17 protein-coding genes, 1 pseudogene and 1 CRISPR repeat array are annotated in these 24,409 nt (G+C 67.9%); of the genes and pseudogenes, 12 read left to right on the plus strand and 6 right to left on the minus strand.

Annotated elements, in window-relative coordinates; all coding sequences use genetic code 11:
- Nucleotides 1–67 precede the first annotated feature (67 nt).
- The 4 genes from casB (at nucleotide 68) to cas6e (LIV37_RS34700) (ending at nucleotide 3,533) form a co-directional block, all read left to right on the plus strand.
- Nucleotides 68–568, plus strand: coding sequence for a type I-E CRISPR-associated protein Cse2/CasB (gene casB / locus LIV37_RS34685; protein ID WP_020871743.1), 501 nt, complete (start codon nucleotides 68–70; stop codon nucleotides 566–568).
- 138 nt (nucleotides 569–706) lie between these two features.
- Nucleotides 707–1,858, plus strand: coding sequence for a type I-E CRISPR-associated protein Cas7/Cse4/CasC (gene cas7e, locus LIV37_RS34690; RefSeq protein WP_020871744.1), 1,152 nt, complete (start codon nucleotides 707–709; stop codon nucleotides 1,856–1,858).
- A complete protein-coding gene (gene cas5e / locus LIV37_RS34695; RefSeq protein WP_121824164.1) occupies nucleotides 1,858–2,721 on the plus strand; it encodes a type I-E CRISPR-associated protein Cas5/CasD in 864 nt (287 codons plus the stop codon). The genes cas7e and cas5e (LIV37_RS34695) overlap by 1 nt, the downstream gene beginning before the upstream one ends.
- 5 nt (nucleotides 2,722–2,726) lie before the next feature.
- Complete coding sequence (gene cas6e / locus LIV37_RS34700; protein ID WP_167525837.1) at nucleotides 2,727–3,533, plus strand: type I-E CRISPR-associated protein Cas6/Cse3/CasE; 807 nt, start codon at nucleotides 2,727–2,729, stop codon at nucleotides 3,531–3,533.
- Nucleotides 3,534–3,618: 85 nt separating this feature from the next.
- Here cas6e (LIV37_RS34700) and LIV37_RS34705 read toward each other — a convergent pair whose 3' ends face one another.
- Nucleotides 3,619–6,564, minus strand: a complete 2,946-nt coding sequence (locus LIV37_RS34705; RefSeq protein ID WP_020871747.1) for a CRISPR-associated helicase/endonuclease Cas3 — start codon at nucleotides 6,562–6,564, stop codon at nucleotides 3,619–3,621.
- A 75-nt stretch (nucleotides 6,565–6,639) separates the two neighbouring features.
- On the opposite strand from LIV37_RS34705, the gene LIV37_RS34710 reads away from it, so the two are divergent.
- Complete coding sequence (locus LIV37_RS34710; RefSeq protein ID WP_254807130.1) at nucleotides 6,640–7,884, plus strand: reverse transcriptase family protein; 1,245 nt, start codon at nucleotides 6,640–6,642, stop codon at nucleotides 7,882–7,884.
- A 51-nt stretch (nucleotides 7,885–7,935) separates the two neighbouring features.
- Nucleotides 7,936–8,841 carry a nucleotidyl transferase AbiEii/AbiGii toxin family protein gene (locus LIV37_RS34715; RefSeq protein WP_121824162.1) on the plus strand — a complete coding sequence of 302 codons (906 nt, stop codon included), beginning with the start codon at nucleotides 7,936–7,938 and terminating at the stop codon, nucleotides 8,839–8,841.
- An 8-nt stretch (nucleotides 8,842–8,849) separates the two neighbouring features.
- On the opposite strand, the gene LIV37_RS34720 is transcribed toward LIV37_RS34715, so the two are convergent.
- The 3 genes from LIV37_RS34720 to LIV37_RS34730 are packed head-to-tail and all read right to left on the minus strand — an operon-like array spanning nucleotide 8,850 to nucleotide 12,252.
- Entirely contained in the window at nucleotides 8,850–10,157 is a 1,308-nt protein-coding gene (locus LIV37_RS34720) for a hypothetical protein (protein WP_243146109.1), read from the minus strand.
- 53 nt (nucleotides 10,158–10,210) lie between these two features.
- Nucleotides 10,211–11,554 (minus strand): hypothetical protein, encoded by a 1,344-nt coding sequence (locus LIV37_RS34725; RefSeq protein ID WP_121824160.1) that lies wholly within the window; start codon nucleotides 11,552–11,554, stop codon nucleotides 10,211–10,213.
- Entirely contained in the window at nucleotides 11,551–12,252 is a 702-nt protein-coding gene (locus tag LIV37_RS34730; RefSeq protein WP_148717780.1) for a hypothetical protein, read from the minus strand. The genes LIV37_RS34725 and LIV37_RS34730 overlap by 4 nt, the downstream gene beginning before the upstream one ends.
- Before the next feature lie 3,621 nt (nucleotides 12,253–15,873).
- On the opposite strand from LIV37_RS34730, the gene cas5e (LIV37_RS34735) reads away from it, so the two are divergent.
- The 5 genes and pseudogenes from cas5e (LIV37_RS34735) to LIV37_RS34755 all read left to right on the plus strand — a co-directional run bounded on the left by cas5e (LIV37_RS34735) (nucleotide 15,874) and on the right by LIV37_RS34755 (nucleotide 22,387).
- Entirely contained in the window at nucleotides 15,874–16,611 is a 738-nt protein-coding gene (gene cas5e / locus LIV37_RS34735) for a type I-E CRISPR-associated protein Cas5/CasD (RefSeq protein WP_020871755.1), read from the plus strand.
- Nucleotides 16,611–17,411, plus strand: coding sequence for a type I-E CRISPR-associated protein Cas6/Cse3/CasE (cas6e, locus tag LIV37_RS34740; RefSeq protein WP_020871756.1), 801 nt, complete (start codon nucleotides 16,611–16,613; stop codon nucleotides 17,409–17,411). Before cas5e (LIV37_RS34735) ends, cas6e (LIV37_RS34740) begins: the two co-directional genes overlap by 1 nt.
- Nucleotides 17,408–18,385 (plus strand): type I-E CRISPR-associated endonuclease Cas1e, encoded by a 978-nt coding sequence (gene cas1e / locus LIV37_RS34745; RefSeq protein WP_020871757.1) that lies wholly within the window; start codon nucleotides 17,408–17,410, stop codon nucleotides 18,383–18,385. The genes cas6e (LIV37_RS34740) and cas1e overlap by 4 nt, the downstream gene beginning before the upstream one ends.
- Nucleotides 18,382–18,738 (plus strand): annotated as a pseudogene (cas2e, locus tag LIV37_RS34750) (type I-E CRISPR-associated endoribonuclease Cas2e). The gene cas1e and the pseudogene cas2e overlap by 4 nt, the downstream one beginning before the upstream one ends.
- A gap of 83 nt (nucleotides 18,739–18,821) precedes the next feature.
- A CRISPR array of direct repeats spans nucleotides 18,822–21,534; the repeat unit is 29 nt; unit sequence CTGCTCCCCGCACCCGCGGGGATGGTCCC.
- Nucleotides 21,535–21,817: 283 nt separating this feature from the next.
- Entirely contained in the window at nucleotides 21,818–22,387 is a 570-nt protein-coding gene (locus LIV37_RS34755; RefSeq protein ID WP_121824158.1) for an HD domain-containing protein, read from the plus strand.
- Here LIV37_RS34755 and LIV37_RS34760 read toward each other — a convergent pair.
- Nucleotides 22,369–22,836, minus strand: coding sequence for an NUDIX hydrolase (locus LIV37_RS34760; protein ID WP_121824157.1), 468 nt, complete (start codon nucleotides 22,834–22,836; stop codon nucleotides 22,369–22,371). The genes LIV37_RS34755 and LIV37_RS34760 overlap by 19 nt on opposite strands.
- On the minus strand, nucleotides 22,823–23,596 hold the full coding sequence (locus tag LIV37_RS34765; protein ID WP_121824156.1) for a helix-turn-helix domain-containing protein: 774 nt from the start codon (nucleotides 23,594–23,596) through the stop codon (nucleotides 22,823–22,825). Before LIV37_RS34765 ends, LIV37_RS34760 begins: the two co-directional genes overlap by 14 nt.
- 97 nt (nucleotides 23,597–23,693) lie before the next feature.
- Between LIV37_RS34765 and LIV37_RS34770 the strand changes: the two genes are divergently transcribed.
- Nucleotides 23,694–24,386, plus strand: a complete 693-nt coding sequence (locus tag LIV37_RS34770; RefSeq protein ID WP_121825087.1) for an HAD family hydrolase — start codon at nucleotides 23,694–23,696, stop codon at nucleotides 24,384–24,386.
- Nucleotides 24,387–24,409: the final 23 nt, after the last annotated feature.

Below are 24,409 nucleotides of genomic sequence, written 5' to 3' on the forward strand. Positions count from 1 at the left end.
CCGCTATTGGGCCCAGTACGTCCGAACCGACGGAACCTGGCGCATGGATCCCAGGAGCAAGGCACCAATGGAGCCCCCTGGGGAAGACCTGGCCGCCTTGCGGTCGGGGCTAGGCCACACCGCGGCTACCGTCCCCGCGCTCTGGCCCTTCTACACCAGTCCTACCGACGGACAGGTCACCCCGGAACTCGAGGCCGAGCACGCGGCACTGTCGCTCTACGGCCTCCATCAGCAAAGCCAGCGTCGCCCCATGCACAAGCCCAGAGCGAGTGTGGGGGAGGCCCTGCGCGCCTTGCGCCGCAGCGACCGCTTCAGCGAGGAGGCCGTTGACCGCCGGGTCGCGGCCGCGGTGAACGCCACTTCCGTGCCCACCCTGGTGTACCGGCTGCGCGGACTGGTCACACAACTGCGTACCATCGGTCAGCCATTGGACTACGACCGACTGCTGCGTGACATCAAGGACTGGCATTACCCCGAATCGCGCCGGCGTGTCCGCCGCAGCTGGGGACTCGCGTACCACACATGGGGCTCGCGGCCTGACACGGAAGCTCCCGTGAACGCCTCCTAGAGCTCACCGGCAGACCTCTGGGTGCTCGCCTGCTCACGCCGACGTCACACCGCCACCATCCTGGGCGACCTCGCCGTGATCGAAGCGTGCAAAGGCCGCACCCGCTGCACTTCACCGACCGCTTCACCGGAGGACCTCATGGCACTTCCCCTGCCTCGTACGTACGTCGATGTCCATATCCTGCAGACCGTGCCCCCGGCCAACCTCAACCGCGACGACCAGGGCAATCCCAAAGAGGCGTACTACGGCGGCGTCCGCCGATCCCGGGTCTCCTCCCAAGCGTGGAAGCGTGCCACCCGCGTCCACTTCACCGAGCGGGTACCCGAGCAGGACCTGGCCACCCGCACCCGGCGTATCAACGGGGCCCTCGCCGACAAGATTGCCGATCGGACCGGCCTGGACACCGAGGCATCGGCCCGCCTGGCGGGCGCACTGCTGGCACCGCTGAAGATCAGTGCCGGCAAGAAGGAGGGCGACACCGCCTATCTGTTCTTCTACGGCCATCGCCAGCTCGACGACGTGGCCGCGCTCATCCACGACCGGGCTGCCGAACTCGCCGCCCTCGACGACACGGAGCTGGCCGCCGAGATCAAGCAGCTGCCGGTCCAGGAAAAATTCAGCACCAGCCACCCCATGGACGTCGCCTTGTTCGGCCGCATGGTCGCCGACATCCCGGCCTTGAACGTCGACGCGGCCACACAGGTGGCTCATGCGCTGTCCACCCATGCTGTCGAGCTGGAATTCGACTACTTCACAGCGGTCGACGACGAGACGAAGAAGGGGGAGGAGACCGGTGCGGGCATGATCGGGACCATCGGCTTCAACTCAGCCACCCTCTACCGCTACGCGTCAGTCGGCTTGCACCAGCTCTCGCGCAACCTCACGGATCAGGAGGCGGCCGTTACCGCGGTCGAGGAGTTCGTCACTTCCTTCGCCCGCTCCATGCCCACCGGCTACGGCAATTCCTTCGCCCACCGGACTCTGCCCAGCCTGGTCGCGGTCGTGGTGCGCGACGACCAGCCGGTGAATCTCGTCTCCGCCTTCGAAGAGCCGGTCGCGACCTCCTCCGGTATCGCAGCGGCCTCCGCCCGCCGCCTCGCACGCGAGTACGCAACGGCCACCCGGGCCTGGGGAGACGCGCCGGCTTTCACTTCCCTGTGCCACACCTTCACCGACAGCGGACAGACCACGGAGCTGCTCTCGGACACCTTCGGTGAGGCCGTCACCTTCCCCCAGCTCCTGGCCGGTCTGCGCACCTACCTCACCGACGCCGTCAAGCAGGCCGCCTGATGACACCACCTTCCACCAGCTCACAAGGAGTGCAAAGCAATAGCCAGGCGGTGTTGCTGCTCCGGCTGGCCGGGCCGCTCCAGGCGTGGGGCTCACGCAGTGCCTTCAATCGGCGTGAGACTAACGCAGAACCCACTAAATCCGGCGTAATTGGTCTGTTGGCAGCGGCAGCCGGACGTGCCCGCGAGGAACCTCTCGACGAGTTGCTTCCACTGCGCCTGGGCATCCGCGTCGACCAGCCCGGGACGCTGCTGCGTGATTACCACACTGTCAGCGACTACCGGGGCCGGGCGCTGCCCCAGGCCGGCGTCTCGGCCAAGGGCCTCCAGAGGCCGACCTCACCGCCCAAACATACCCATGTGACAACCCGCTACTACCTCCAGGACGCGGTCTTCCTGGCCGCCGTCGGTGGTTCTCGCGAGCTGATGAAGACGCTGGACCACGCCGTCCGTGCCCCCGCGTTCCCACTCGCACTCGGGCGCCGCTCCTGCCCGCCCACCCAGCCGGTATCCCTCGGGCTCCGTGAGGGAAGCCTCGAGGATGTGCTGGGGGACGAGCCGTGGCAGGCATCTCGGCGAGCCCGCGAACAGTACGCCGCTCAGTGCGGTCGCGAGCGTGACCTCGACCGTCCCCTGTATCCAGCGCGCATTGACCGCTCGGTCACCATCGAGGACCCCGAGGGCGACGATGTCCTCCATGACTCCCCAGTGTCCTTCGACCCCTACGCCCGCAGCTTCACCAGCCGGCGCGTGCGCCACGGCTGGCTTAGCATCCCCACCGGCTTTCCACAGCCCGACACCAACGTCACCGACGGCCAGGACGAGGCCGCCGGACATGACCCCTTCGCCCTGCTGGGCTGGTGACCGCCATGACCTACCTCTCCCGGATCCGTATCAATCCACTCCGCGCCGAGAGCCGCGTACTGCTGGCCAATCCCCGCGCGATGCACGCCGCCGTCGTGGGCGGCATCCCCGGAAGCCCGGACAGAGAGCGCCTTCTGTGGCGACTTGACGCTGACAATCCCCACCGGCCATACCTGTTCGTCCTCACCCGGTCCAAGCCCGACTGGACCCACATCGTTGAGAAGGCCGGATGGCCCGACGCCGAGGGGGAACACGCAGCCGTCCGCGACTACACCGCCCTCCTCGACCAGATCGCCACAGGACGGGAGTTCGCGTTCCGTCTGACCGCCAACCCGGTGCAGAACACTCAGAATCCGACTAGGCCCACGTCTGCCCAGGCAGCTCGCATTGCTGACGACTCAGAGGGTAAGCGCAGGCGGGGCTTCAGGATGGCCCATCGCACCGCAGCCGCACAGCTCGACTGGTTTCTCACCCGCGCTGAACGGTGGGGTTTCGAGATTCCCGTATCCCGCACCGATGCTCCTGCCCCCGGTCTGGCCCAAGCGACGGCCGACAGCGACTCCGGGGTTGAGAAGAGGGCCTGGGATCCGAACCCGGCGCGTGAGGTACGTATCACTGCCCACCGTCGCCACTCATTCACGAAGAACGGCAAAGGCCCCCGTGTCACCTTCCACAGCGTCACCTTCGAAGGCCGCCTGCGTGTCACCAACCCTGCCGCGTTCACCACCCGGCTCCTGGAAGGAATCGGCCCAGCCAAGGCCTATGGCTGCGGTCTACTCACCCTCGCCCCACTCCGAGGTCAGAAGGGCTGATGAGCTGACAATGGGGGAAAGGGTGGCCTTCAGGTGCTTCTTTGTAACGCCACGTTAAATACGCCGCGTTCCCTTCCACCGCCCCTCAGGCAACGGGGCCGTCGTCCATGAGCCCGAGAACGGTGTCGAAGCGTAGCCGCCGTCCGGAAAGGACAGAGGTTCCATCGGCCTCGAGAACCAAAGCGCGGCTACGGCCCAGCCAAGGGTGCTTGTCCCAGCCAGGCGGGACATGGAGGGCTTCGGCCACCCCGCGGCGGCAACTCGCGGGGAGTCTCACCGTGCCTGCGAGAACGTCGTTGACCCATTCTTCATCCGGGAGGGCGCCGCCCTCCGCCAGAACATTTCCTGAAAAAGTCCGGTATCTCCTGCCATCCCGCCTCAGGAGGACGGCCTCCACGCCCGGATCCCCGTCCCGTACCAAGGCGGTCAGGCCGCTGTCGCCACTGCTGGGAGGAACGGTCAGGTAATGGAGACCGGCCAGCGTCGGCCCTTCTTTGTCACCGCGTCTTGTCAGAAGGTGATGTGAGGCATTCTGTGCTCGTTTACGCTGTTCATCTTCCCAATGCCATCGGGCTGACTGTGCTGCGTCCCGCCACGGTGGCGGAGTCACATCCTCGCTGCCGTATCCGGCCGCCACGAGCGCGGGAATGTCCTTCGGGACGCTCCACGCGCCCTGTCGTCCGGCAGCCCTGAACACCAAAGCCGCCGTGCGCAGCAGCAGATGGCGGTCGTAGAGGGATTCGGTACACGCAAGGAACCGTGGGATGCCACGGCCCCCCGCAGGCGGGTCGATGTCGTCTGCACCAGGGGTGGTGCCCCCGGAGGCGTATCCCGTGACGATCACGCGTGGCGAGGCAAGCCGAGCAGGGCGGAGCAGTTTGTCACCGCGGTGCAGACGGCCGATTCTCTGCAGCAGCAGGTCGATCGGGGCCATGTCTGTGATCAGAAGGTCCACGTCGACATCAAATGCCTGTTCAGCCACCTGGGTGGCGACCACGACGAATCGAGTGGGCCGCTCCCGTCCCGGGCCATCTTGTTGCGGGGCTAGCTGGTGCAGGCAGTGCGCCGTGCGATCGGCGCGTATTCCGAGGGGGAGCTGCTCGTGCAGCAGTACCACTTCGTCACCGAAGCGCTCACGCAACGCGGTGCAGAGTGTCTGGGCCCGCGCCACGCTGTTGCGGATGACCAGGGCGCATCCGCCGTGTGTCAGTTCCTCCTCGAGCCGATCGGCGACAGCAGAGTCGGCGGCGTCCTGTGCCATCCGACGCAGAGCAGGATCGGCATGTGGTTGCGGGACCGGCTCCGGCATGAGTTCGACCGTGAGGGGTAGGTCCGCACGTCGGCTCACACAGGATGGTGCGGTGGAACGGTGTCCGGTGCCTTCCGGCGCTCTCCAGGCCGCAGTGATGGAAGGGTAGCCCCAAGGGTGGCTGAGATCGTCAGCCGTGTACTCCTCACGTCCTGCGGCCCCCGCGAGATAGGCGTCCACCAGAGCCTGACGCTGCGCGGCCGGCAGCGTCGCGGACAGCAGTACCACAGGTACGCCTGCCTGGCCGAACCAGCGCAAGCCCTCCAGCAGGAACTGCGAAGAGTAGACGTCGGTGGCGTGGACCTCGTCGAGCACGACGACTTTGCCCATCAGCCCTGCCATACGGAGCATCACGAACTTGGTGCGGGTCGTGGCGTACAGCAGCTGGTCAAGAGGCGCGACGACGAAGGGGCACAGAAGCCCGCGCCCGTACCCGAAGAACCACTCGGCAGGTACCTGCGATCCCGATGGTTCAGCGTGTGCCTGCCCACTGCCTCCGGGTACGCACCGACCGCCCTCCGCGGGCTCTCCGCATTCGCCGACTGCGCCGAGCCGAGCCTCGGGTGGTTCGCTCAGCAGCGCGCTCCAGTCCTTGTTGAGGATACGTTTTCCGTGCAGCAGGGAGACGCGCGCGGCCAAGTTCGAGTCAATGCGGCTCACCCACTGTCTGACCTGCCCGAACATGGGATCATGAGTCGCCCATTCCGGCATACCGACAAACACGCCGTCCGCGCCGAATTTCGCAGCCAGAACTTCCGCCGCCATCAGCCCGGCCCAGGTCTTGCCGTCTCCCATAGGAGCCTCGACGATCAATAGCCCCGGAGCCTCCATCTGCCGTGCCGTCTCCACGGCCAGCACCTGCGATGGACGCGGCTCGCACCCGAACCGCCGCACGAAAGCGTCGGATTCGGGCTCGGGCAATTCCCCCCAGCCACCCCGCAGGCCGATCTTGGCCCATGCTTTGCTGGCACGATCCCGCGCGCGGGCGAAGCTCACCTCACCCAGAGAGTCGACACCGGGGAACTGCTTGGAACCGCTGGCGATCCAGTCCGCCATCACGACAAACCCGCTCAGGTGCAACTGGGCAGCCCGCGTCGGCACCAGCACAGGCGCGAGGGCCGCAAACGAGCCCAGCTCCAGCTCCTCGGTCAGGCGCTGAACGAGGGCCCGCTGCACTGTCGCCCAGCGCCCGTCGCCCTCCAGCTGGCCACGCGCTCTGGGGTCCGGCCTCAGGGCACTCGCGACGGGAAAGAAGCCATGATGGCCTGCCACAATCGGCCATACCCAAGCGATCTGCTCGTCCGGCCATTCAGCATCCCTGAGCAGCCATTGCAGCAGGTGTCCTCCGGCACGCCCGTGATGCCAATCGAACCGCTGGGCGGTCGGCTCATGCCAACGCAGCCCAGCCGCCCGTACCGCCGCAGCCTCGGCCTGCCACCTCCTCTGGAAGGCTGGAGTGGCCTTCCCGCAGTCGTGCACTCCGCAGAGCCACACGAACAACCCCCGCCCCCTGCCCGTACCTCCGGCGATCTCGTCAAGCAGTCGCCGGGTGGACGGAGCCAAAAACCGCTCCCACATGACGTCGGCGACGGCCGCGGTGTCCAGCATGTGCGACAGCAGCAGATTCATTGTCCCGTCGGCATGGCTGGGCGTCTTTCCCACCAAGACACCCAGCGCCGCGAGGACGTCCAGCCCGTCCTGCGGCGTCGAACCGTTGGCCATGTTCCCCCTCTGCGCCGCGCAGTTCCTCTGGCGATACCACATGGGCAATTACCTGCGGGGTGACATCATGCCGCTGTGAGAGGCGACGCCACCCCGCCGAACAGGGCGATCAGCATGAGTTTCAGCCACGACCTGATGACGGATTGGATCCCCGACGCTCTCGGCGCCGCCGCCGTCACCCAGGCGCTGGCCGATGGAACCCTGTCTGCGCCGCCTCAGCTCGACATCGGGTGGCTTCGGGTCCCACTCGCCCGGCGCACGGAAGACATACCCGTCGTGGACTCGACCGCACGCGCCCACATGCACCTCCTGGTCGAACGATCCTTACACCACCACCGACCACACCCTGAGGTACTCAGCTACCGCTCAACAGACTGGGACTACCGCCGCGCCTACCGCGCGAGACGGGACCGAATGCACGCGCTCGGACGCCAGACGGAGCTACCGCTCGTACTGAAACTCGACATCCACCGATTCGGGGAGTCGCTCCCTCTGCACGTGCTGCTCGATGCGCCCTGGATGACCGACACGCTCGCCCAGCAGCTGACGGAACTGCACCACAAGACCGGCCGCTCGCTCTTTCCCGGGCATCGCTGGGCCAATCGGCTCGGCACAGCAGCCTTACACCCGATCGACGCGCGACTCACCGCGATGGCGCCGGATCGGTGGATCCGCTGGGGCGACGACTGGCATGTCTTCGTTCACGACACCGCCGAAGCTGAGCATGTCCGTGCCGCAGTAAAAGCCGGACTCGAAGCCCTCGGGCTTCGCCTGTCAGCGGAGAAGAGCACCACCGAACCGGTGGCCACCGTATTCGCCGGGCCAGCACGCGATGTCGCAGGGAACCCACCAGAGGTGTGGCGCCGCGGCATACAAAACAACGACGCGCGCGCCCTCAGATACGCCCTGCCCCGCATAGACCCCGAAGCGGAGGTGTCCCGGCGCATCCCCGGAATCGTGCGCGCGCAGCCGACACTGCTGCCGCGTGCCGTCTACTACCTCGACCGCGCCGTGAACACACCGGCAGGCCATGAGGCCGTGCGGGAACTGTTGGAAGCAGCCCATCCGGATCTGTTTTCGGTCGCCCGACTGCTCGCTCTCGCCGGTCGGCACCAAGAAGTAGCCTCGTATGTCCCCGACAGATTGCTGGCCCTGGCCGCCGACTGCGGGATCGCCGCACTGCAGGAACTGGCAGCGCGCGTCGCCGTCTGTACCGGACGCCGGGATGTGTTGCCTGAACCATCTCAACGCCTGCACCAGTGGATCGCCCAGGGAGCGCATGTCCGGCATCATCCGCCCTCTGTGGCTACCCTCCTGTGACGCTGGCGCTCTACCGAGCCGGGTGCGGACACATAACCAAGGAGGCACCGAGTGGACGGTCGACCCGCACGATGGGATGGGGCGGGCAAAGACGCGCTTCCCACAAGTGACCGCCAACTGATCCAATCCGTAGCAGCGGTCCTCTCGAGTATCGATCAACTACTGCCACCGGATGTCTGGCATCTCAAGGGGTCCGCGGCGATCCTGGGCTGGATAGGCCCCACGGCACGCCTGCCGAACGATGTGGACCTGGCCATGTCGGCGAGCGCAGGGGAGTTGCTGTTGTCCACCTCCGAACTGCCGCCCGGCCCGAAGGGGGAGCGACTTCAGCTACTGCGCTCGGAGCCTGTCGTGTTCAGCTCACCTGACAAAGCCACGGTGTACCGCGCGTTGGTGAAGATACAGTCGGGGGAGGACCACGAGCAGGTGCTGCTCAACGTCCTGCTGGTACCGGACTCCGAAGTCGCCGACGACACACGAACCGCACTGCTGGACTTTCCTGCCTGGCCTTCCCCGGTCACGGTGCCGACGGCGACCCTCAGCCGGTGCCTGGCCCAGAAGCTGTTGCGCTACACACGACAGCGTGGCGGTGGCAAAATCAACACGCGCTGGACCGACCTCATCGACTTCCTGCTGGCTGCCGAAAGCCCAAGCGCTCCCCAGCTGCTCCTTGATGCCGTACGCAGTGATGTCGCGCTGGAGTTCACGGCCATGGGGCGCCAATGGCCGACACACCTCCCGCCACCGCCGACGGAATGGCTGGATTTCTGGGACACGGCAACCTTCCGCTATGGGCTGGCATTCGGCCGCCTGCCCGAGGCGGTAGACCAGCTGGCCCACTTCTGGAGTCCAGTACTGCAGACACCAGTGGCCGCGTACGGTCCAGTAACCGCCCAGGCAGCGGAGGACGCGCCGCAGCTGTGGTCATGTACCAGATGGCAGTGGGCAACCCCATGACCTGCCCGTTACGTGTCCGCCGCACTCTTGTCGTGCCCGGAGTCGAAGATCAGGGCAAGCCGAGCATGTGCACTGGACGGCAGATGCATATGCCACCAGCCACGCCACCGCAGGGCATGCGCCAGATGGTGGAAGCCCGGCGTTCCGGGCCCCGCTTTCCAAAGACCGGAGAGGAATTCAACGACCGAGTCGGCAGCATCGATACTGAGCGGTTCACCGAACACATGCAGGACGCGCTCTCGGTGCACTGTGCCTTTGAGGGTCTTGGTCACATGCAGGCTGAAGTGTGCGTGGCGGCGGGCAGTGCCGAGTCCTGCTTCGCCCAGCCGCGCCAGACCGGCTCCACTGTGCATCTGGCCGGCGGTCCAATCGTTAGCTGTGGTCACTGCCGTCCTCAGCAGCGCCGCATCCGAGACGATGCCGGACAGACCATCGCCCAGAGTCGCGAAGAGCGTGCCTCCGGCAGCGGCCGCGTCGCTCATCGTCCGAAGGTGTCCCAGCAGCAACGACTCCCGGTGAACGCGTAGCTGGTAGGCCCGGCGCAGCACATCCGCCAGCGGCAGGGATCCGTTCAGCCACATCGTGGCCAGGGGAAGCATCTGATGCGCGTTGCCTTCCGTAAGACGCGCGCCCCACCGCCGTCGGCAGGGGGTGCCCCATTCGATGTCGTGGACATCGCTCACCACGTAGATACCCCATTGCGGGGGTGCCGCTGAGAAGGCTTCCCAGGCGTCTGCCGACTGCAGTCCAGGAAAACGTGGATCTTCTTCCGGCCCAGCCCCTAAGCCCGTCTCCCGGCTGCCCAGTGGACGGACGAGTACACCTGCCAGCAGCGAGGCACCCTGCCTTACGGAGAGGAGCCTCGGGACTTGCCCCAGCACGTCGTCGGCTCGGAACGGTTGCAGGTCCGGCCAATCCCGGCGCATCCGCGCGGCCATCGATATGCCGTAACAGGCACGCAGTAACCTCTCGCGCCGCGCATCACTGTCCCCGGCAAGCGATATGTGGTCCAATGCCCAGCCGTGCCGGACACCACCACCCGCAGGCCCGGATCCCAGCAAATCCTCGAAGACGCCTACCGGAGGGGAATGCTTCCCAGCCCGGACCAGGACCAGATCCTTGCCGTAATACGAAGGATTCCACTCGGCGCCGAAGTTTCGACCGATGGTGTTCAAGCTGTGACGCACCCGCTCAAGGCCCGCCTCGTGGTCCCCGCTGTCCTCCACACTGGCTCGCAAGGCGCTCGTGACAACAACCACAGTCGCCTGCCGGCGATCAGCCTGGGCGAAGTGGGCCAGCACATCGCCGGTGTCCACACACCCGGACGGGTACCCGGGAGCATGCCGCGGTGGCCACGAGAACGCAGGCATCATCTCCGCCTCCGCCGTCTGCGGCGGAAAAGGTCCACAAACAGCCTGCGCAGCCCCGGGAAGAACGTCACAAGGACCACCGTGGCCACCATAGTGACGGATAAGGTCCGCCACAGCAGCGACGCTCCCGCTTGGGGCAGTCCTTGCCAGACAGCAAGTCCCGTGGTCAGCGGCAACCCTACGGCCGCGAGAAGTCCCAGGATGGCGTTGGTCGTCTCCGTCTCTGCGGATTGCACCTGGCGGGACAGCTCGCCTAGGTCGTTGATCAGGCTCTGCAGTGACTGCTGCAAGCCAGCACTCTGTTGCCAAGCACGCATCATGGCGTCAACGGTGCCTTGCCGACCGAAGTCAGCTGTCCAGTAGCTGCGGCGGAAGACAAGCAGATCCCTCTCCAGCTGCGCCACTTTCCGCCGCCGGGGTTCGTGCTCCCCGATCCGCGCCACTTCGTGGCCGAATGCGTCCAACACGATCTGCTGCAATCGGGCCAGAGCCAAGGCATCCGCATACAGCGTCGTCAGGTGATAGCTCGTGCCGTCGTAGTAGTTGAGCGGAACGTCGCGACCCGGGTCCCGCTCGGTGCCCACCAGCGTCAGCCCACGGACTCCCAGCACACCACGCACCTTGGTAGGAAGTGGCAGGCGCATACCCTGGAGCTGCTCAAGAGCCTCAGGACCCGGTGGATAAAGCGTCGCGTGGTGCATGTGCCACAGCCACTGGTCGATGGAGTTCCAACCCTGCTGCAAACGCCCCGGATGCAGCCGCAGATGACCGCTGCGAGGAGTGACGAGTGTGCAGTGCACCGCCTCACGCTCAGTGACTGCGATCCGGCATCCCGGCGGTAATTGTTGTGCCACCCAAGCACGATGGACACCCTGCCCATGATGCTCATCGACATCGGCGCACTCCTGTAGCGTTTTCGGGAGTCGCGCGGGCGCATCTGGAGGCAGAGCGCCGTGTAGCAGTGCCACGCCGTTCGCCTCCGCCGGTGAATCCATCTCCTTCAAAGCGCCGAGTGTCGCATCGTTGAGGCGAACCAACTCAACCGCCGATAGCTGGAATCGGGCGGGTGACTCTGCCGTATCGGGCAATTCCCGATGCCAGCGCACCTGCGGACCCCACAGGAGTGGGCCGAGACGGCGCTGCGTATACGCCGCACGGCGGGAGGCGCTGGACACCACCTCGTCAGGTCGGCCAACACGCCAGCGCCTTTCCAACGGCCCCGGACGGAAGGGAGCAGCCGGAGGCTCTGAGATGTGGACAGCCACGATCAGGACCGTATCTCTGCGGATCAGCGCGAGCGGATCGTCACCCCCAGCCAAGCTTGGATGACGCACCCGGCTCATGCGAAGCAGTCCAACGCATCGCGAAGATAGCCAAGCCGCTCAGCCTGACTCACATGCCGCCACCGCTGCCGTTCCTCGGGAACGTCGCCTTGTGTCAGGACCCGCGCGTACCGTTTCAACGGTGCACCCCTGGCGACAAGGGTCATCGTCCCGGGCACTGCCCTCGCCTGATGAAACGTGAACGCTGACATTCCATAGCGCTCTCCAGCCGTCACCACTCTCGTGGGCCGAACCGCCACGTCCACCCGACCCTCATTGCGCGCGTCGAAACGGAAACCTCCCTCGTGGGGTTGGTAACGGACCACCCGATGGATCGAAGACTGCGGCGCCGCTGCCGCCTGCCCGTCGTCCGCCTGTGCGACGTCCAGCACGGTGTTGTATAAGGCTCCCCGCAACACGGTGGACGAGAAGTCCCAACGATGATCGTGAGCCTGTGTGTCCTCAATTCCCGTTAACCAGACATGCAGAAACAACCGTCCCTCACTGTGAGTAACCACCCCCAAGGGCAGCTTCACAAACCCGTTCGGGTGCGCCACAGCCTGCCTCATCACAGGAGCCCGGAACGTGGCGTCATAGGAGTCGTTCAGTGCGGCTAGGAGCGCGGCCCGGGCCATCTGACGGTAGACGATCGCCTTGTCAGCTTCGCGGTGATGGGGTGCCAATTCTGTTCGAGAAAAGCAGATCCGGTTTGGCCGCACAGCGCTCCTCATCTCACAGAAATCACTACCGACATCACCTGCTGCGTGGCAAGGTTACTGAGATTCCACGCGTGATGTCGCCCGCGGCATCCGCTTGAACTGCGACGATCGTCGGCCATGGCGCGACATCACACAAAGACCATCAGTAGCTGCGCCCCAAGCGAGAACAGTCACTCGCCCGCTTCGTCCGAGTAGATAGTGTATGGCCGTTGGGCGGCGAACAGGTCTGCGGCAGTGATTATGCCCCTACGGCGGAGTGGCGGCACGAGCGATCCGTATCCTTCCGGCGTCGGCAGTTGTCGATCAAGGAAGTGCCCTTGTCGTGGGGCCATACATTCTGTCGAATGCCGTAGGAGGGGGCAGAGCCGCCGATCCGGACACGGATCGTGTCGTTCTACACAGCGACGGCGGACGCCCGGTGTCCGCCGGGCGCAACTACGCCGAAGATGAAGGCTCGGACATCGAAGAAGCGCTCTGGTGGCCGTCATCGTCCTGACCAATTGTCCGCCAAGTCTTCGCGGCTTCCTCACCCGCTTGCTGGCGAACCGCACTCATCATGGGGGACTGGAATTGCTCCCCGCGCCCGCGGGGGTGGTCCCAGGTGGCCGAACGCGCCGCGCACCGTCTGGAGCTGCTCCCCGCACACGGGGATGGTCCCGACTCGCCGAGCTCGACGGCCAGGACGTACTGCTGCTCCCCGCACCCGCGGGGGTGTTCCGCCGGTGTGGTGGAGAAGGGGACGGACACCGGGGTCCTCCCCACCGACGCGGGAGTGTTCCGCTCAGGACCACCATCGAGTACCGGGAACAGCCGTGCTTCCCGCCAACGTGGGGGTTCCGATCACGGCATGGGAGACAGGGCGTGTCGTCGCATGCTCCCGGTCGACGTGGGGTGTTCCGGGAACCTCGTGCTCGCGGCCCATGATGGCGTAGTCCTCCCCACCGACGTGGGGGTGTTTCCGGTGCTCGTCATCGACGCCGACCCTAAGTCCGGGTCCCTCCCCGCCGATGTGGGAGTGTTTTCCGACCGGTCCGAGGGGCGCAGCCTGGGCGCCCCTGTCTCCCCGCCGACGTGAGGGTGTTCCGGAGGCCGACGTGGGGTGTTCCACGCTTCTTTCACGGGCACCACCGGCAACTACCGTGCTCCCCGCCGACGCGGGGGTGTTCCGCTCGCGCCGGTCACCTTCGCGAGCGTCTTCTCGTGCTCCCCACCGATGTGGGGTGCTCCGCTGCCATCCGGATGGCCCGAGCGGAGAAGACCGTCCTCCCCGCCGACGTCCCCGGGGGTGCGGATCGTCCTCCCCGCCGGCGCGGGGATGGTCCCCCTCTCTACGGAGCGGCAACGGTCATCACCTTCTGATCCCCGCACCCGCGGGGATGGTCCCGAGACGCTGCTGTGTCCCGGTCAGGTGGAGGCGCTGCTCCCCGCACCTGCGGGGATGGTCCAGCGGCCAGCGGCCGGGTACGGTGGCGGGCCTGCTGTTCCCCGCACCCGTGGGGATGGTCCCTCGGTGACGCCGCGGCCGGCGAGCATGTCGTCCTGCTCCCCGCACCCGCGGGGATGGCCCCTGCGCCCCGGACAACCTGCGGGCGATGTGCCACTGCTCCCCGCACCCGCGGGGATGGTCCCGGCACCGGCTCCGCGTCGATCGGCACGACGTACTGCTCCCCGCGCCCGCGGGGATGGTCCCACCGGGACGAGCGCCGGGGCGATGGCACCGATCTGCTCCTCGCACCGGCGGGGATGGTCCCCTCCTCGCGACCCGGGTCATGGCCGCCATCCGCTGCTCCCCGCACCCGCGGGGATGGTCCCGAAGCCGGCGCAAGGCGGTTCGGGGTTCTGTACTGCTCCCCGCACCCGCAGGGGTGGTCCCTACTCAGAGCTGAGGGCGGAGACAGCAGTCTCCTGCTCCCCGCACCCGCGGGGATGGTCCCCCGACCGATGGGTGTCCGGCCTTCCAGTTGGACTGCTCCCCGCACCACCAGCGGGGATGGTCCCGGCAAGGTTGTCGAGCGCGGGGACGAACAGGGCTGCTCCCTGCGCCCGCGGGGATGGTCCCTCGGTGTGTGCGGGGGGGTGCGGGCGCTACGAACTGCTCCCTCGCCCGCGAGGATGGTCCCGATGGCCAGCCAGGTCGATGCCAGTCTCCTCTCTGCTCCCCGCGCCTGCGGGGATGGTCCCCGCCCTTCCTGGCCGCGCGGAGAGGGGACCTTCTGCTCCCCGCGCCCGCGGGGATGGTCCCGTGAGCACGCTCAGCACCGCGGCGTTGATCGCCTGCTCCCCACACTCGCGGGGATGGTCCCCAGAAAATGACGGGGTCCCGCGCGATGAGCGATTGGTCCCCGCACCCGCAGGGATGGCCCCGAAGGCCGCGAAGGCGCCGCCTTCTACTTCAACTGCTCCCTGCACCCGCGGAGATGGTCCCTGCGAGTTCACGTACAACACCTTGTGCCGGTACTGCTCCCCGCAGCTGCGGGGATGGTCCCGACCAGAACAGCGGCAGCTTCTTGGCGTCGATCTGCTCCCCGCATCCGCGGAGCTGGTCTCCGGTCGTGAGCGTCAGCAGCGGCCTGACGGGCCTGCTCCCCGCACCCGCGGGGATGGCCCCGCCATCAAGCCCGCGTTCAACGCGATCGCGGCCTGCTCCCCGCGCCCGCGGGGATGGTCCCACCAACACGCTCCCGGTGACCGCCAGCTACGACTGCTCCGCGCACCCGCGGGGATGGTCCCTCCACGGTGTGGCGCAGCGGGACCTCCAGCGCCTGCTCCCCGTACCCGCGGGGATGGTCTCAGCCGCGTGCCGGGGGAGTGGGTCGCCCGCATCTGCTCCCCGCACCCGCGGGGATGGTCCCTGGAGCAGGCGCGCAAGAAGGCGACCACCGCCCTGCTCCCCGTACCCGCGGGGATGGTCCCATCTGCCGGATCGCAGACCTGCCCGACCTCTACTGCTCTCCGCACCCGCGGGGATGGTCCCGACCCGGCGGGGCAGAGCGGGGGCAACACCGGCTGCTCCCCGCACCCGCGGGGATGGTCCCGGCGGGATCTGACGCTCGACCGGTGGCGGAAACTGCTCCCCGTACCCGCGGGGATGGTCCCCGTCGAGAAGGTCCAGGAGATGTTCGGCAACGCTGCTCCCCGCACCCGCGGGGATGGTCCCTGCATCCCGGTCGTGCTGAAGGTGGCGCCCAACTGCTCCCCGCACCCGCGGGGATGGTCCCGGGCCCGTCTACATTGGAACATGGCTGGCTACTGCTCCCCGCGCCCGCAGGGATGGTCCCACCAAGGCGCAGGGCGAAAAGGTCGTCCAGGCCTGCTCCCCGCACCCGCGGGGATGGTCCCGCGGCCCTGGGTGATGTCCACTGCGTCGTCGCCTGCTCCCCGCATCCGCGGGGATGGTCCCTGGTGGCGATGCTCGCCTCGGTCGGCCCCGGCCTGCTCCCCGCACCCGCGGGGATGGTCCCGTTCCGTGGGCGTGTACGGAACTTTGTGTAAGTCGCCCTGGGGGTGACCTGCTCGCGAACGGCGAGGTAGAGCACCTTCAACGCGGCCTGCTCGGAGGGGAAGTGTCCACGGTTGCGGGTGGCTTTCCGCAGCCGTGCGTTGATCGACTCGATAGCCCGCATGAGCGTGCTCACCCTCCGGCTCGACGGCCCCTTGCAGGCATGGGGGGCCTCAGCCCGATTCGCCCGGCGTACCACCGAGTCTGCCCCCACCAAGAGCGGCATCATCGGCATGCTCGCCGCCGCCCGCGGCCTGGACCGCGGCGACGACACCGAACTGGCCCGCCTCGCCGCGCTCCGCTTCGCCGTCCGCATCGACCAGCCCGGCGCCCGAGTGCGCGATTACCAGACCGCGCGGCACCAGATCACAAAGGTCTCCATGCCCGTCTCGGAACGCTACTACCTGGCCGACGCCGTGTTCGTCGCAGCAGTCGAAGGCGAGGACGAACTCGTCGACCTCCTCGACGCCGCACTGCGTGCTCCCATCCACGCTCCCTTCCTCGGTCGGCGCTCCTGCCCGCCGGCACGCCCCGTGCGGCTCGGCGTGCACCACGAGACAGACCTCACCCAGGCCTTGCGGGACGAGCCGTGGCAGGCAGCCCCCTGGTACCGCAAAAGGCACGACCGGCAGGCCACCGTCCCACTGACAGTGCAGCGCGAGGTCCGCCCCGGTGAGAACGGCGGGGACTTCCTGCGCGACCAACCCCTCAGCTACGCGGCCGAGTTCCGCCGCCATGCCCTGCGCCCTGTGGTCACCGAGACCGTGGAAGTACCCCACCCCGACGTCCAGGCCGCCGCGATGGCCACGATGCGCGTGCCCGAGCACGACCCTCTCGCCGCACTGGAGGAGAGCAACTGATGTACCTGTCCCGCTTCCGGTTCAACACCGCGCGACCAGGGGCCCGGCGTCTGCTCTCCTCCCCGCAATCGCTGCACGCGGCGGTAATGTCCTCGTTCCCCCACCTGCTGCCCACCGGCACCGGCACCGGTAGCGGCGCAGCCGACGGGTCGCGGGTGCTGTGGAGGCTGGACCGCAACGCGGCCGCCGAGGTCCTGCTGTATGTCGTCAGCCCTGACCGGCCCGACATGACCCACCTCGTGGAGCAGGCCGGCTGGCCGGCGGCAGCCACCGCGCAAGCCCCCGGCTGGCAGAGCCGCCCCTATACCCCGTTCCTCGACCGGTTGACGGAGGGGAGCGTGTGGGCGTTCCGCCTCACCGCCAACCCCGTCCACCAGATTCGCCGGAAGGAAGGCGAGCCGACCAAGCGGACCGCGCACCTGACCCCGATCCACCAGATGGACTGGCTGCTGAACCCACAACGCCAAGAACGCGGTGGATTCCTCATCTGCGAGAAGCCCGCGGACAAAGGCCTCCTGCCCGGCGGCACTACCCACCACAACAGGCCGTACCACGGCGACCGGTATGAATTGATGGTCCGCGACCAGCGCAACCTGTCCTTCCCGAAACAGGGTCCGGACAATACCTCCACCCGGCACCGGGTCACCCTGGTCACTGTCACCTATGACGGCCAGCTCACCGTCACTGACCCCGACCGGCTCAGCGCCACCCTTACCCAGGGGCTCGGCAAGGCCAAGGCATACGGCTGCGGCCTGATGACCCTCGTACCCCTTCCCCACGACGGCAAGGTGAGCCGGTGACCACCGTCGGCCGACGCCCCGCGCTCACCCCCAGGCACCTGACCCGCACCGGCGAACGCCTCTCCTTCGTCTACCTGGAACGGTGCCTCGTCCACCGCGACGCCAACGCCATCACAGCCGAAGACGCGGACGGCACGACCCACATCCCCTCCGCCACCATCGGCACACTCCTCCTCGGCCCCGGCACCCGCATCATCCACCAGGCGATGAGCGTCCTCGGCGAGACAGGAGCAGCCGTCGCCTGGGTCGGCGAGCACGGCGTGCGCTACTACGCCGCTGGCCGCGCCCTGACCCGCTCCGCCGCCCTCGCCGAAGCCCAGGCCGCCAAGTGGGCCAACCCCCGCACCCGACTCGCGGTCGCACGCGCCATGTACCGGCTGCGCTTCCCCGACGAGGACCCCGCCGGCCTCACCCGGCAGGAACTCCTCGGCCGCGAGGGACGCCGGGTCAAGGACTGCTACCGCGAGCACGCCGCCCGCACCGGTGTCCCCTGGCGCGGACGCCGATACACCCCCGGCGACTTCACCAGCGGGGATGCCGTCAACCAGGCCGTCACGGCAGCCGCACAGTGCATGTACGGCATCGCCCACGCCGTCGTAGCTTCCCTCGCCTGCATCCCGGCACTGGGCTTCGTCCACTCCGGACACGAACTGTCCTTCGTCCTCGACATCGCCGACCTGTACAAGACCGAGATCGGCATCCCCGTCGCCTTCGACGTCGCCGCAGAAGACGACCAGGACGTCGGCGCCCGCACGCGCCGCGCACTGCGGGACCGAATCAACCAGATGTCCCTGCTGGACCGCTGCGTCGACGACATCAAAGCCCTGCTTCTGCCGAATGCCACGGCAGGGAGTACGGCCGTCGATCCCGCCACGGACCGCGTCGTCCTCCACAGCGACGGCGGCCGTCAGGTGCACGCGGGCCGCAACTACGCCGAAAGCGACGGCCCGGACAGCGACGAGGTGTTCTGGTGACGGTCATCGTTCTGACCAACTGCCCGCCCGGCCTTCGCGGCTTCCTCACCCGCTGGCTCCTGGAAATCTAGGCCGGGGTCTTCATCGGCAACCCCTCGGCCCGCGTCCGTGACGCCCTCTGGGATGAGGTTCGCCAATACGCGGGCCAAGGTCGTTCCCTGCTCGCCCACACCACCAACAACGAGCAAGGTTTCACCTTCCGCACCCACGAACACGCTTGGCACCCCATCGATCACGAGGGCCTGACCCTCATCCGACGCCACCACCCCAAAGCACAGCAGACCACCGGCGTACCGAAACCAGGCTGGAGCAAGGCATCCAAGCGCCGCCGCTTCGGTAGGCGAGCCCAATAATGAGCCAAATCGCCGAATTGTCGGAATCGGTAAAAGTATGGGAAACGGGCCTCTGTGCACGCTGAACCCGCAGGCCACGCAGTCTGCTCCCCGCACCTGCGGGGATGGTCCCGCGCAGCGGGAGGCCGAGAACGCCCGGCGCACCTGCTCCCCGCACCCGCGGGGATGGTCCCGGGCGGCCGTCGTGCCGCAGACCGATCGCGATCTGCTCCCCGCACCCGCGGGGATGGTCCCGTGGGGAGGACGTCCTGGCGGTGCTGCTGCCGCTGCTCCCCGCACCCGCGGGGATGGTCCCCGCGAAACCGCGCCGCTCTCGCCGTCGCAGGACTGCTCCCCGCACCCGCGGGGATGGTCCCTGGCCTCGGTTCAGTCCCTGGTGGAGACGAAGCTGCTCCCCGCACCCGCGGGGATGGTCCCGGCAACGACCCGGACAACATTGCCAACCGGACCTGCTCCCCGCACCCGCGGGGATGGTCCCGAGGCGATCACGCAGGCCAACGAGGCAATGAACTGCTTCCCGCACCCGCGGGGATGGTCCCGACGCCGAACGCCTTGCCCCCGTCAAGACCGGCTGCTCCCCGCACCCGCGGGGATGGTCCCGAGGCCGGGGACCTGGTCTTCCCGGAGGCTGACTGCTCCCCGCACCCGCGGGGATGGTCCCACAGAGGGGAGTTGCGGGGCGCATCGGAAGGGCTGCTCCCCGCACCCGCGGGGATGGTCCCGGCCCTCACCACGGCCAGCGCGATGTTGTCGGCTGCTCCCCGCACCCGCAGGGATGGTCCCGGCACCAAGCCGAAGACGTAGCCGGTGCCGGCCTGCTCCCCGCACCCGCGGGGATGGTCCCGATGGGCGATAACCGTGCGGCGAATGTCAGTACTGCTCCCCGCACCCGCGGGGGTGGTCCCACCACGGTCATGGAGATCAAGGCCAAGTGCCGCTGCTCCCCGCACCCGCGGGGATGGTCCCCGCTCCCCGGTCGGGGTCAGGATGATGAGCTGCTGCTCCCCGCACCCGCGGGGATGGTCCCCAAGATCGCATCACGGCCGCGCTCCAGCTCGGCTGCTCCCCGCACCCGCGAGGATGGTCCCTGCCCGACGACGAACCGCGCGAGAACTGGCTCCTGCTCCCCGCACCCGCGGGGATGGTCCCTACGCAATCCGCGAGGAGTGCAGGACCGCCTGCTGCTCCCCGCACCCGCGGGGATGGTCCCCGCAGCTGACCAGCCGCCTCACGCCGCGTCCGCTGCTCCCCGCACCCGCGGGGATGGTCCCGGCAAGGTCGTCATCCACAACGGCGAGCCCGTCTGCTCCCCGCACCCGCGGGGATGGTCCCTCGGGCACGAACGCTTTGCGCTCGGCATCTTCCTGCTCCCCGCACCCGCGGGGATGGTCCCACGGCGCCCCCTGCACCACGCAGGACGAATCCCTGCTCCCCGCACCCGCGGGGATGGTCCCACCTGGACATGGGGCGGTCCCCGGCGGTTTGCCTGCTCCCCGCACCCGCGGGGATCGTCCCAGCAGGCGCTGCATGTCACGATGACGCAACCGCTGCTCCCCGCACCCGCGGGGATGGTCCCTCCGCCACGACGAACTCGGGCGCATAGCCTGCCTCTCCCCGCACCCGCGGGGATGGTCCCTCACGCCCGCCCAGCAGGAAGCGCTGGGGTCGCTGCTCCCCGCACCCGCGGGGATGGTCCCAAGGCGCAACAGGCGGCTGATGCCGTCTGCCCCTGCTCCCCGCACCCGCGGGGATGGTCCCAGGCCGCCGCGGGGGCGGCAGGGGCCCGGTACCTGCTCCCCGCACCCGCGGGGATGGTCCCAGGCCGCCGCGGGGGCGGCAGGGGCCCGGTACCTGCTCCCCGCACCCGCGGGGATGGTCCCGCACGGCGCTCGGCTGGCGGTTCTTCAACGGCCTGCTCCCCGCACCCGCGGGGATGGTCCCCCCATGGATCACCTGGGTCAGGTCCGGCTCGCACTGCTCCCCGCACCCGCGGGGATGGTCCCCCGAAGGAAGCCCTGCGCAAGGGCAGCATGGCCTGCTCCCCGCACCCGCGGGGATGGTCCCGGGGTGGTGATCATGCCCTCGGGCATGCGGATCTGCTCCCCGCACCCGCGGGGATGGTCCCCACCGCAGGTCAGCTGGCGTAGCAGCTATGCCCTGCTCCCCGCACCCGCGGGGATGGTCCCACCTCGACGGACATCGTGCCGGTGGGCAAGGGCTGCTCCCCGCACCCGCGGGGATGGTCCCGGGAGGAACCATCAATGGCCACCATCAAGATCCTGCTCCCCGCACCCGCGGGGATGGTCCCGCTACGTATGGCGTGTCAGTGGGTGTCAGGCGCTGCTCCCCGCACCCGCGGGGATGGTCCCGCCGTGATCAGCGCGGGCAACCCGGCCACATGCTGCTCCCCGCACCCGCGGGGATGGTCCCTCGGCCTGACGCTTCGCCTCGGCCGGCCGAGCCTGCTCCCCGCACCCGCGGGGATGGTCCCTTGCGCATGTAGGAGACGGCGCCGAGGGCCGGCTGCTCCCCGCACCCGCGGGGATGGTCCCGAGTGCGACGGATCGTGCAGCCGGTGGGCCGACTGCTCCCCGCACCCGCGGGGATGGTCCCGCCGCGCCCATCAGCGCGAGCACGTGCTCCTCCTGCTCCCCGCACCCGCGGGGATGGTCCCCAAGATCGCATCACGGCCGCGCTCCAGCTCGGCTGCTCCCCGCACCCGCGGGGATGGTCCCTGGAGGCCCAGGCCCGCGGCTACGAGGACCTGCTGCTCCCGGCCCCTGCGGGGATGGTCCTGCCTCGGGGGACCAGTTCTTGAACCTGGCGCGCTGCGGGGTGGCCCCTGGCGGCCGCGAGCGAGGCGTCGTCCGGAAGGAGTTCCCTACACCTACAGGGGATGGCTCCCGCTACGAGGCGCGGTGGCTGGAGACGGCCAACTGCTCCTCGCACTCGCGGTGATGAGTGCTACCGTCCGGCAGAAAGTAAGTAGTGGTGACGATGAGCCTGTCGGCCGATCAGAAGGAGAGCGTATCCGTCGTTCGGTGACTGGAATACGGATGCTTTGGGAACGGGCTTGGCTATGACTTCGCAACTCGCAGAGTGGGCCTGGAAGGCGGCGAAGACGGAACTGGCGTCAACTTTGCCGCGGCGCTGGGCGCACTCGCTGGGTGTGGCCGCAAGGGCCGTGGAACTGGCTCCCTTGCTTGGTGATTCGGCAGGGCTGCTGCGCGCGGCGGCAGTTCTGCATGACATTGGGTATTCACCGGGGCTCGTGGCGACCGGGTTTCATCCGCTTGACGGTGCCCGGTTCCTCCGTGACGTGCATGGTGCTGATGAGCGGCTGGTGCGGTTGGTGGCGAATCACTCGTTTGCGTTGCTGGAGGCCGAAGAGCGTGGCTTGAGGGAAACACTGGAGGAGGAGTTCCCGCTGCTTGACGAGCCGCTGCTCGTGGACGCTCTTGTGTGGTGTGACATGACGACGACGCCGGACGGGGAGCAGACGACTGCTGAGCGGCGAGTTACGAAAATTGTGGGCCGCTACGGAGCTGGCAGTGTCGTGGGCAGGTTTATTCGTCGGGCGTCGCCGGAAATCTTTGCGACCGTGGAGCGGGTGGAGGCGGCCTTGGCGGCTCAGCCGAGGTGGGGGTAGGTGCCGGCGAGGTAATCGCCGATCTGTTGGCGCATGCTGGCGTGGATGTCGTACTGGTCGAGGTCGGTGGGCTTGACGAAGCGGACACCGTCGGCCTCGTCGTTGATGGTCGGCTTGCCGCCGACTGGGCGCCCGATGTAGGTGTTCTCGTACTGCTGCCGGATCTCGCCGTCGGTGTAGGCAACGATGTGGTGGGGGTTGGTATAGACCCCCAGGAAGCCGGTGATCTCGGCGATGATGCCGGTCTCCTCCCGGCATTCGCGGATCGCGCACTGCGCGGCGGTCTCGCCGATGTCCTGGGCACCGCCGGGCAGGGCCCACTGGCCGGTATCGCGGCGGCGCTGGAGAAGGATCGCGCCGCTGTCATCGACGACGAGCAGGTTGCTGGCGGGGATGAGGGTGTTGGCCTTGGGAGCATTGGGGTCGTTGTAGTACTCAATCCTGCCCATGTGCGGCGGTCTCCTCCTGGTCGGGATTCCAGGGCCGTGCGCCGGCCCACACTGCGTCGAAGCTTTGAGCGTAGTTGTCGAACCAGCCGTTGGACTGCGCCTTCTTGAGGTGGAATAAGGGGTTGGCGCTCGCGGGCTGGCCCCAGATGTGTGGGTTGACCAGCAGGTTGTCGTCGTAGCGGAAGAGGGAGTTGTAGAGGGTGGTGTCGTGGAGCCGCACCTCACACCCAGCCTCCGGCAGCAATGCGCGGTAGTAGGTGAGAGAGGCGCGGATCTTGGCGGCGAGGGTGTTGCCGATCCCTTCTTCGCGGCCTCGGATGGCGGCCGCGTGCCCTCGAGGGTCGCCGAAACACAGGCGCACTCGGACACCGGCAGCTGCGCGTTCGGTGAGCATCTTGGCGACATATGGATTGGACTGGGCAAAGAAGGTGCCTGAGAAGACGAGGACGTCGATCTGCTCCTGCGTTCCTTGCAGCAGGGAGAGCCACACGTCCCGCGGAACGCTGGCCCGGTTCTGATAAGTGCCTACGAGCTCGATGCCTACCCCGGCACCGGATTGGCCGGTGCGGGACTTCGCTACCGGCCAGAGGAATGTCTCCTCCACGCGTAGGTGCTGAGCGGCACGGAAACGGTGCCGCGGGTGAGGTACGCGCCCGCTGAGCCAGCGGCTGACGGTTTTGGCGTCTACCTCGCAGACTTCGGCCAGCGATTCGGGCGAAACATCGCGCTGGGCGAGTACGGAGTGAAGTCGCTCGTTCACACAGGCTATACAAGCCCAGGTGGCCAGGAGCGGGCAAGCTCGGTATGGGGCCACTTCGATGGGCCTGAACCACAACCGGCGTCTTTACGCTGGCGATATGCGGCTCATCGTCCTGTGGGACATCGACCACACGCTCATCGACAACGCAGGGGTGAGCAAGGAGACCTACGCCGGCGCCTTCACGGCGCTGTCGGGATTCCCGCCGGCCGAGGCGGCGCGCACCGAAGGGCGTACGGATCGTCTGATCATGCGTGACATGTTCTGCCGGCACCGACTGCCCGTCCCGGACTGGACTGCCATAGAGGCTGCCCTCGCTCATGCCGGGGAGGAGCGCTTCGACGACCTTCGCGCACGGGGGACGGCGTTGCCCGGTGTGCGCGATGTCCTGAAGGCCGTCTCGGCGCGGGAGGGCTGGATCTCCTCCGTTCTGACCGGCAACATCGCGGCCAACGCCCGTATGAAGCTGTCAGCTTTCGAACTCGACCCACTTCTGGGCCTGTCCGTAGGCGCCTATGGGGAGGATGCCGTACAGCGCGCTGACCTTGTAGCTGTCGCCCGAGGCCGTGTCCACCAACTCCGCGGTGTGCGGGGGGAGGTGCCTGTGGTGTTGGTTGGTGATACGCCGCGGGACGTCGAGGCAGCTCTCTCGACAGGCTCAGGGATCATCGCAGTCGCCTCCGGTATCCACAGCGAGGAAGAGCTGACGGCTGCCGAAGCACCCGTGGTCCTTCCGGACCTGTCGGACACGGCTGGTCTCCTTGAGATCCTGGCGAGCTTCGCCCGATGGTGAAAACGTCCCCGGACGTCTTGGGG

It is taken from the genome of Streptomyces rapamycinicus NRRL 5491 (genome assembly GCF_024298965.1).
Lineage (GTDB): Bacteria > Actinomycetota > Actinomycetes > Streptomycetales > Streptomycetaceae > Streptomyces > Streptomyces rapamycinicus.

Coding starts and splice junctions, on each gene's coding strand:
- casB (WP_020871743.1), top strand. CDS start 68: ATGGAGCCCCCTGGGGAAGACCTGGCCGCCTTGCGGTCGGGGCTAGGC.
- cas7e (WP_020871744.1), top strand. CDS start 707: ATGGCACTTCCCCTGCCTCGTACGTACGTCGATGTCCATATCCTGCAG.
- cas5e (WP_121824164.1), top strand. CDS start 1,858: ATGACACCACCTTCCACCAGCTCACAAGGAGTGCAAAGCAATAGCCAG.
- cas6e (WP_167525837.1), top strand. CDS start 2,727: ATGACCTACCTCTCCCGGATCCGTATCAATCCACTCCGCGCCGAGAGC.
- LIV37_RS34705 (WP_020871747.1), bottom strand. CDS start 6,564: ATGGCCAACGGTTCGACGCCGCAGGACGGGCTGGACGTCCTCGCGGCG.
- LIV37_RS34725 (WP_121824160.1), bottom strand. CDS start 11,554: ATGAGCCGGGTGCGTCATCCAAGCTTGGCTGGGGGTGACGATCCGCTC.
- cas5e (WP_020871755.1), top strand. CDS start 15,874: ATGAGCGTGCTCACCCTCCGGCTCGACGGCCCCTTGCAGGCATGGGGG.
- cas6e (WP_020871756.1), top strand. CDS start 16,611: ATGTACCTGTCCCGCTTCCGGTTCAACACCGCGCGACCAGGGGCCCGG.
- LIV37_RS34755 (WP_121824158.1), top strand. CDS start 21,818: ATGACTTCGCAACTCGCAGAGTGGGCCTGGAAGGCGGCGAAGACGGAA.
- LIV37_RS34760 (WP_121824157.1), bottom strand. CDS start 22,836: ATGGGCAGGATTGAGTACTACAACGACCCCAATGCTCCCAAGGCCAAC.
- LIV37_RS34770 (WP_121825087.1), top strand. CDS start 23,694: ATGCGGCTCATCGTCCTGTGGGACATCGACCACACGCTCATCGACAAC.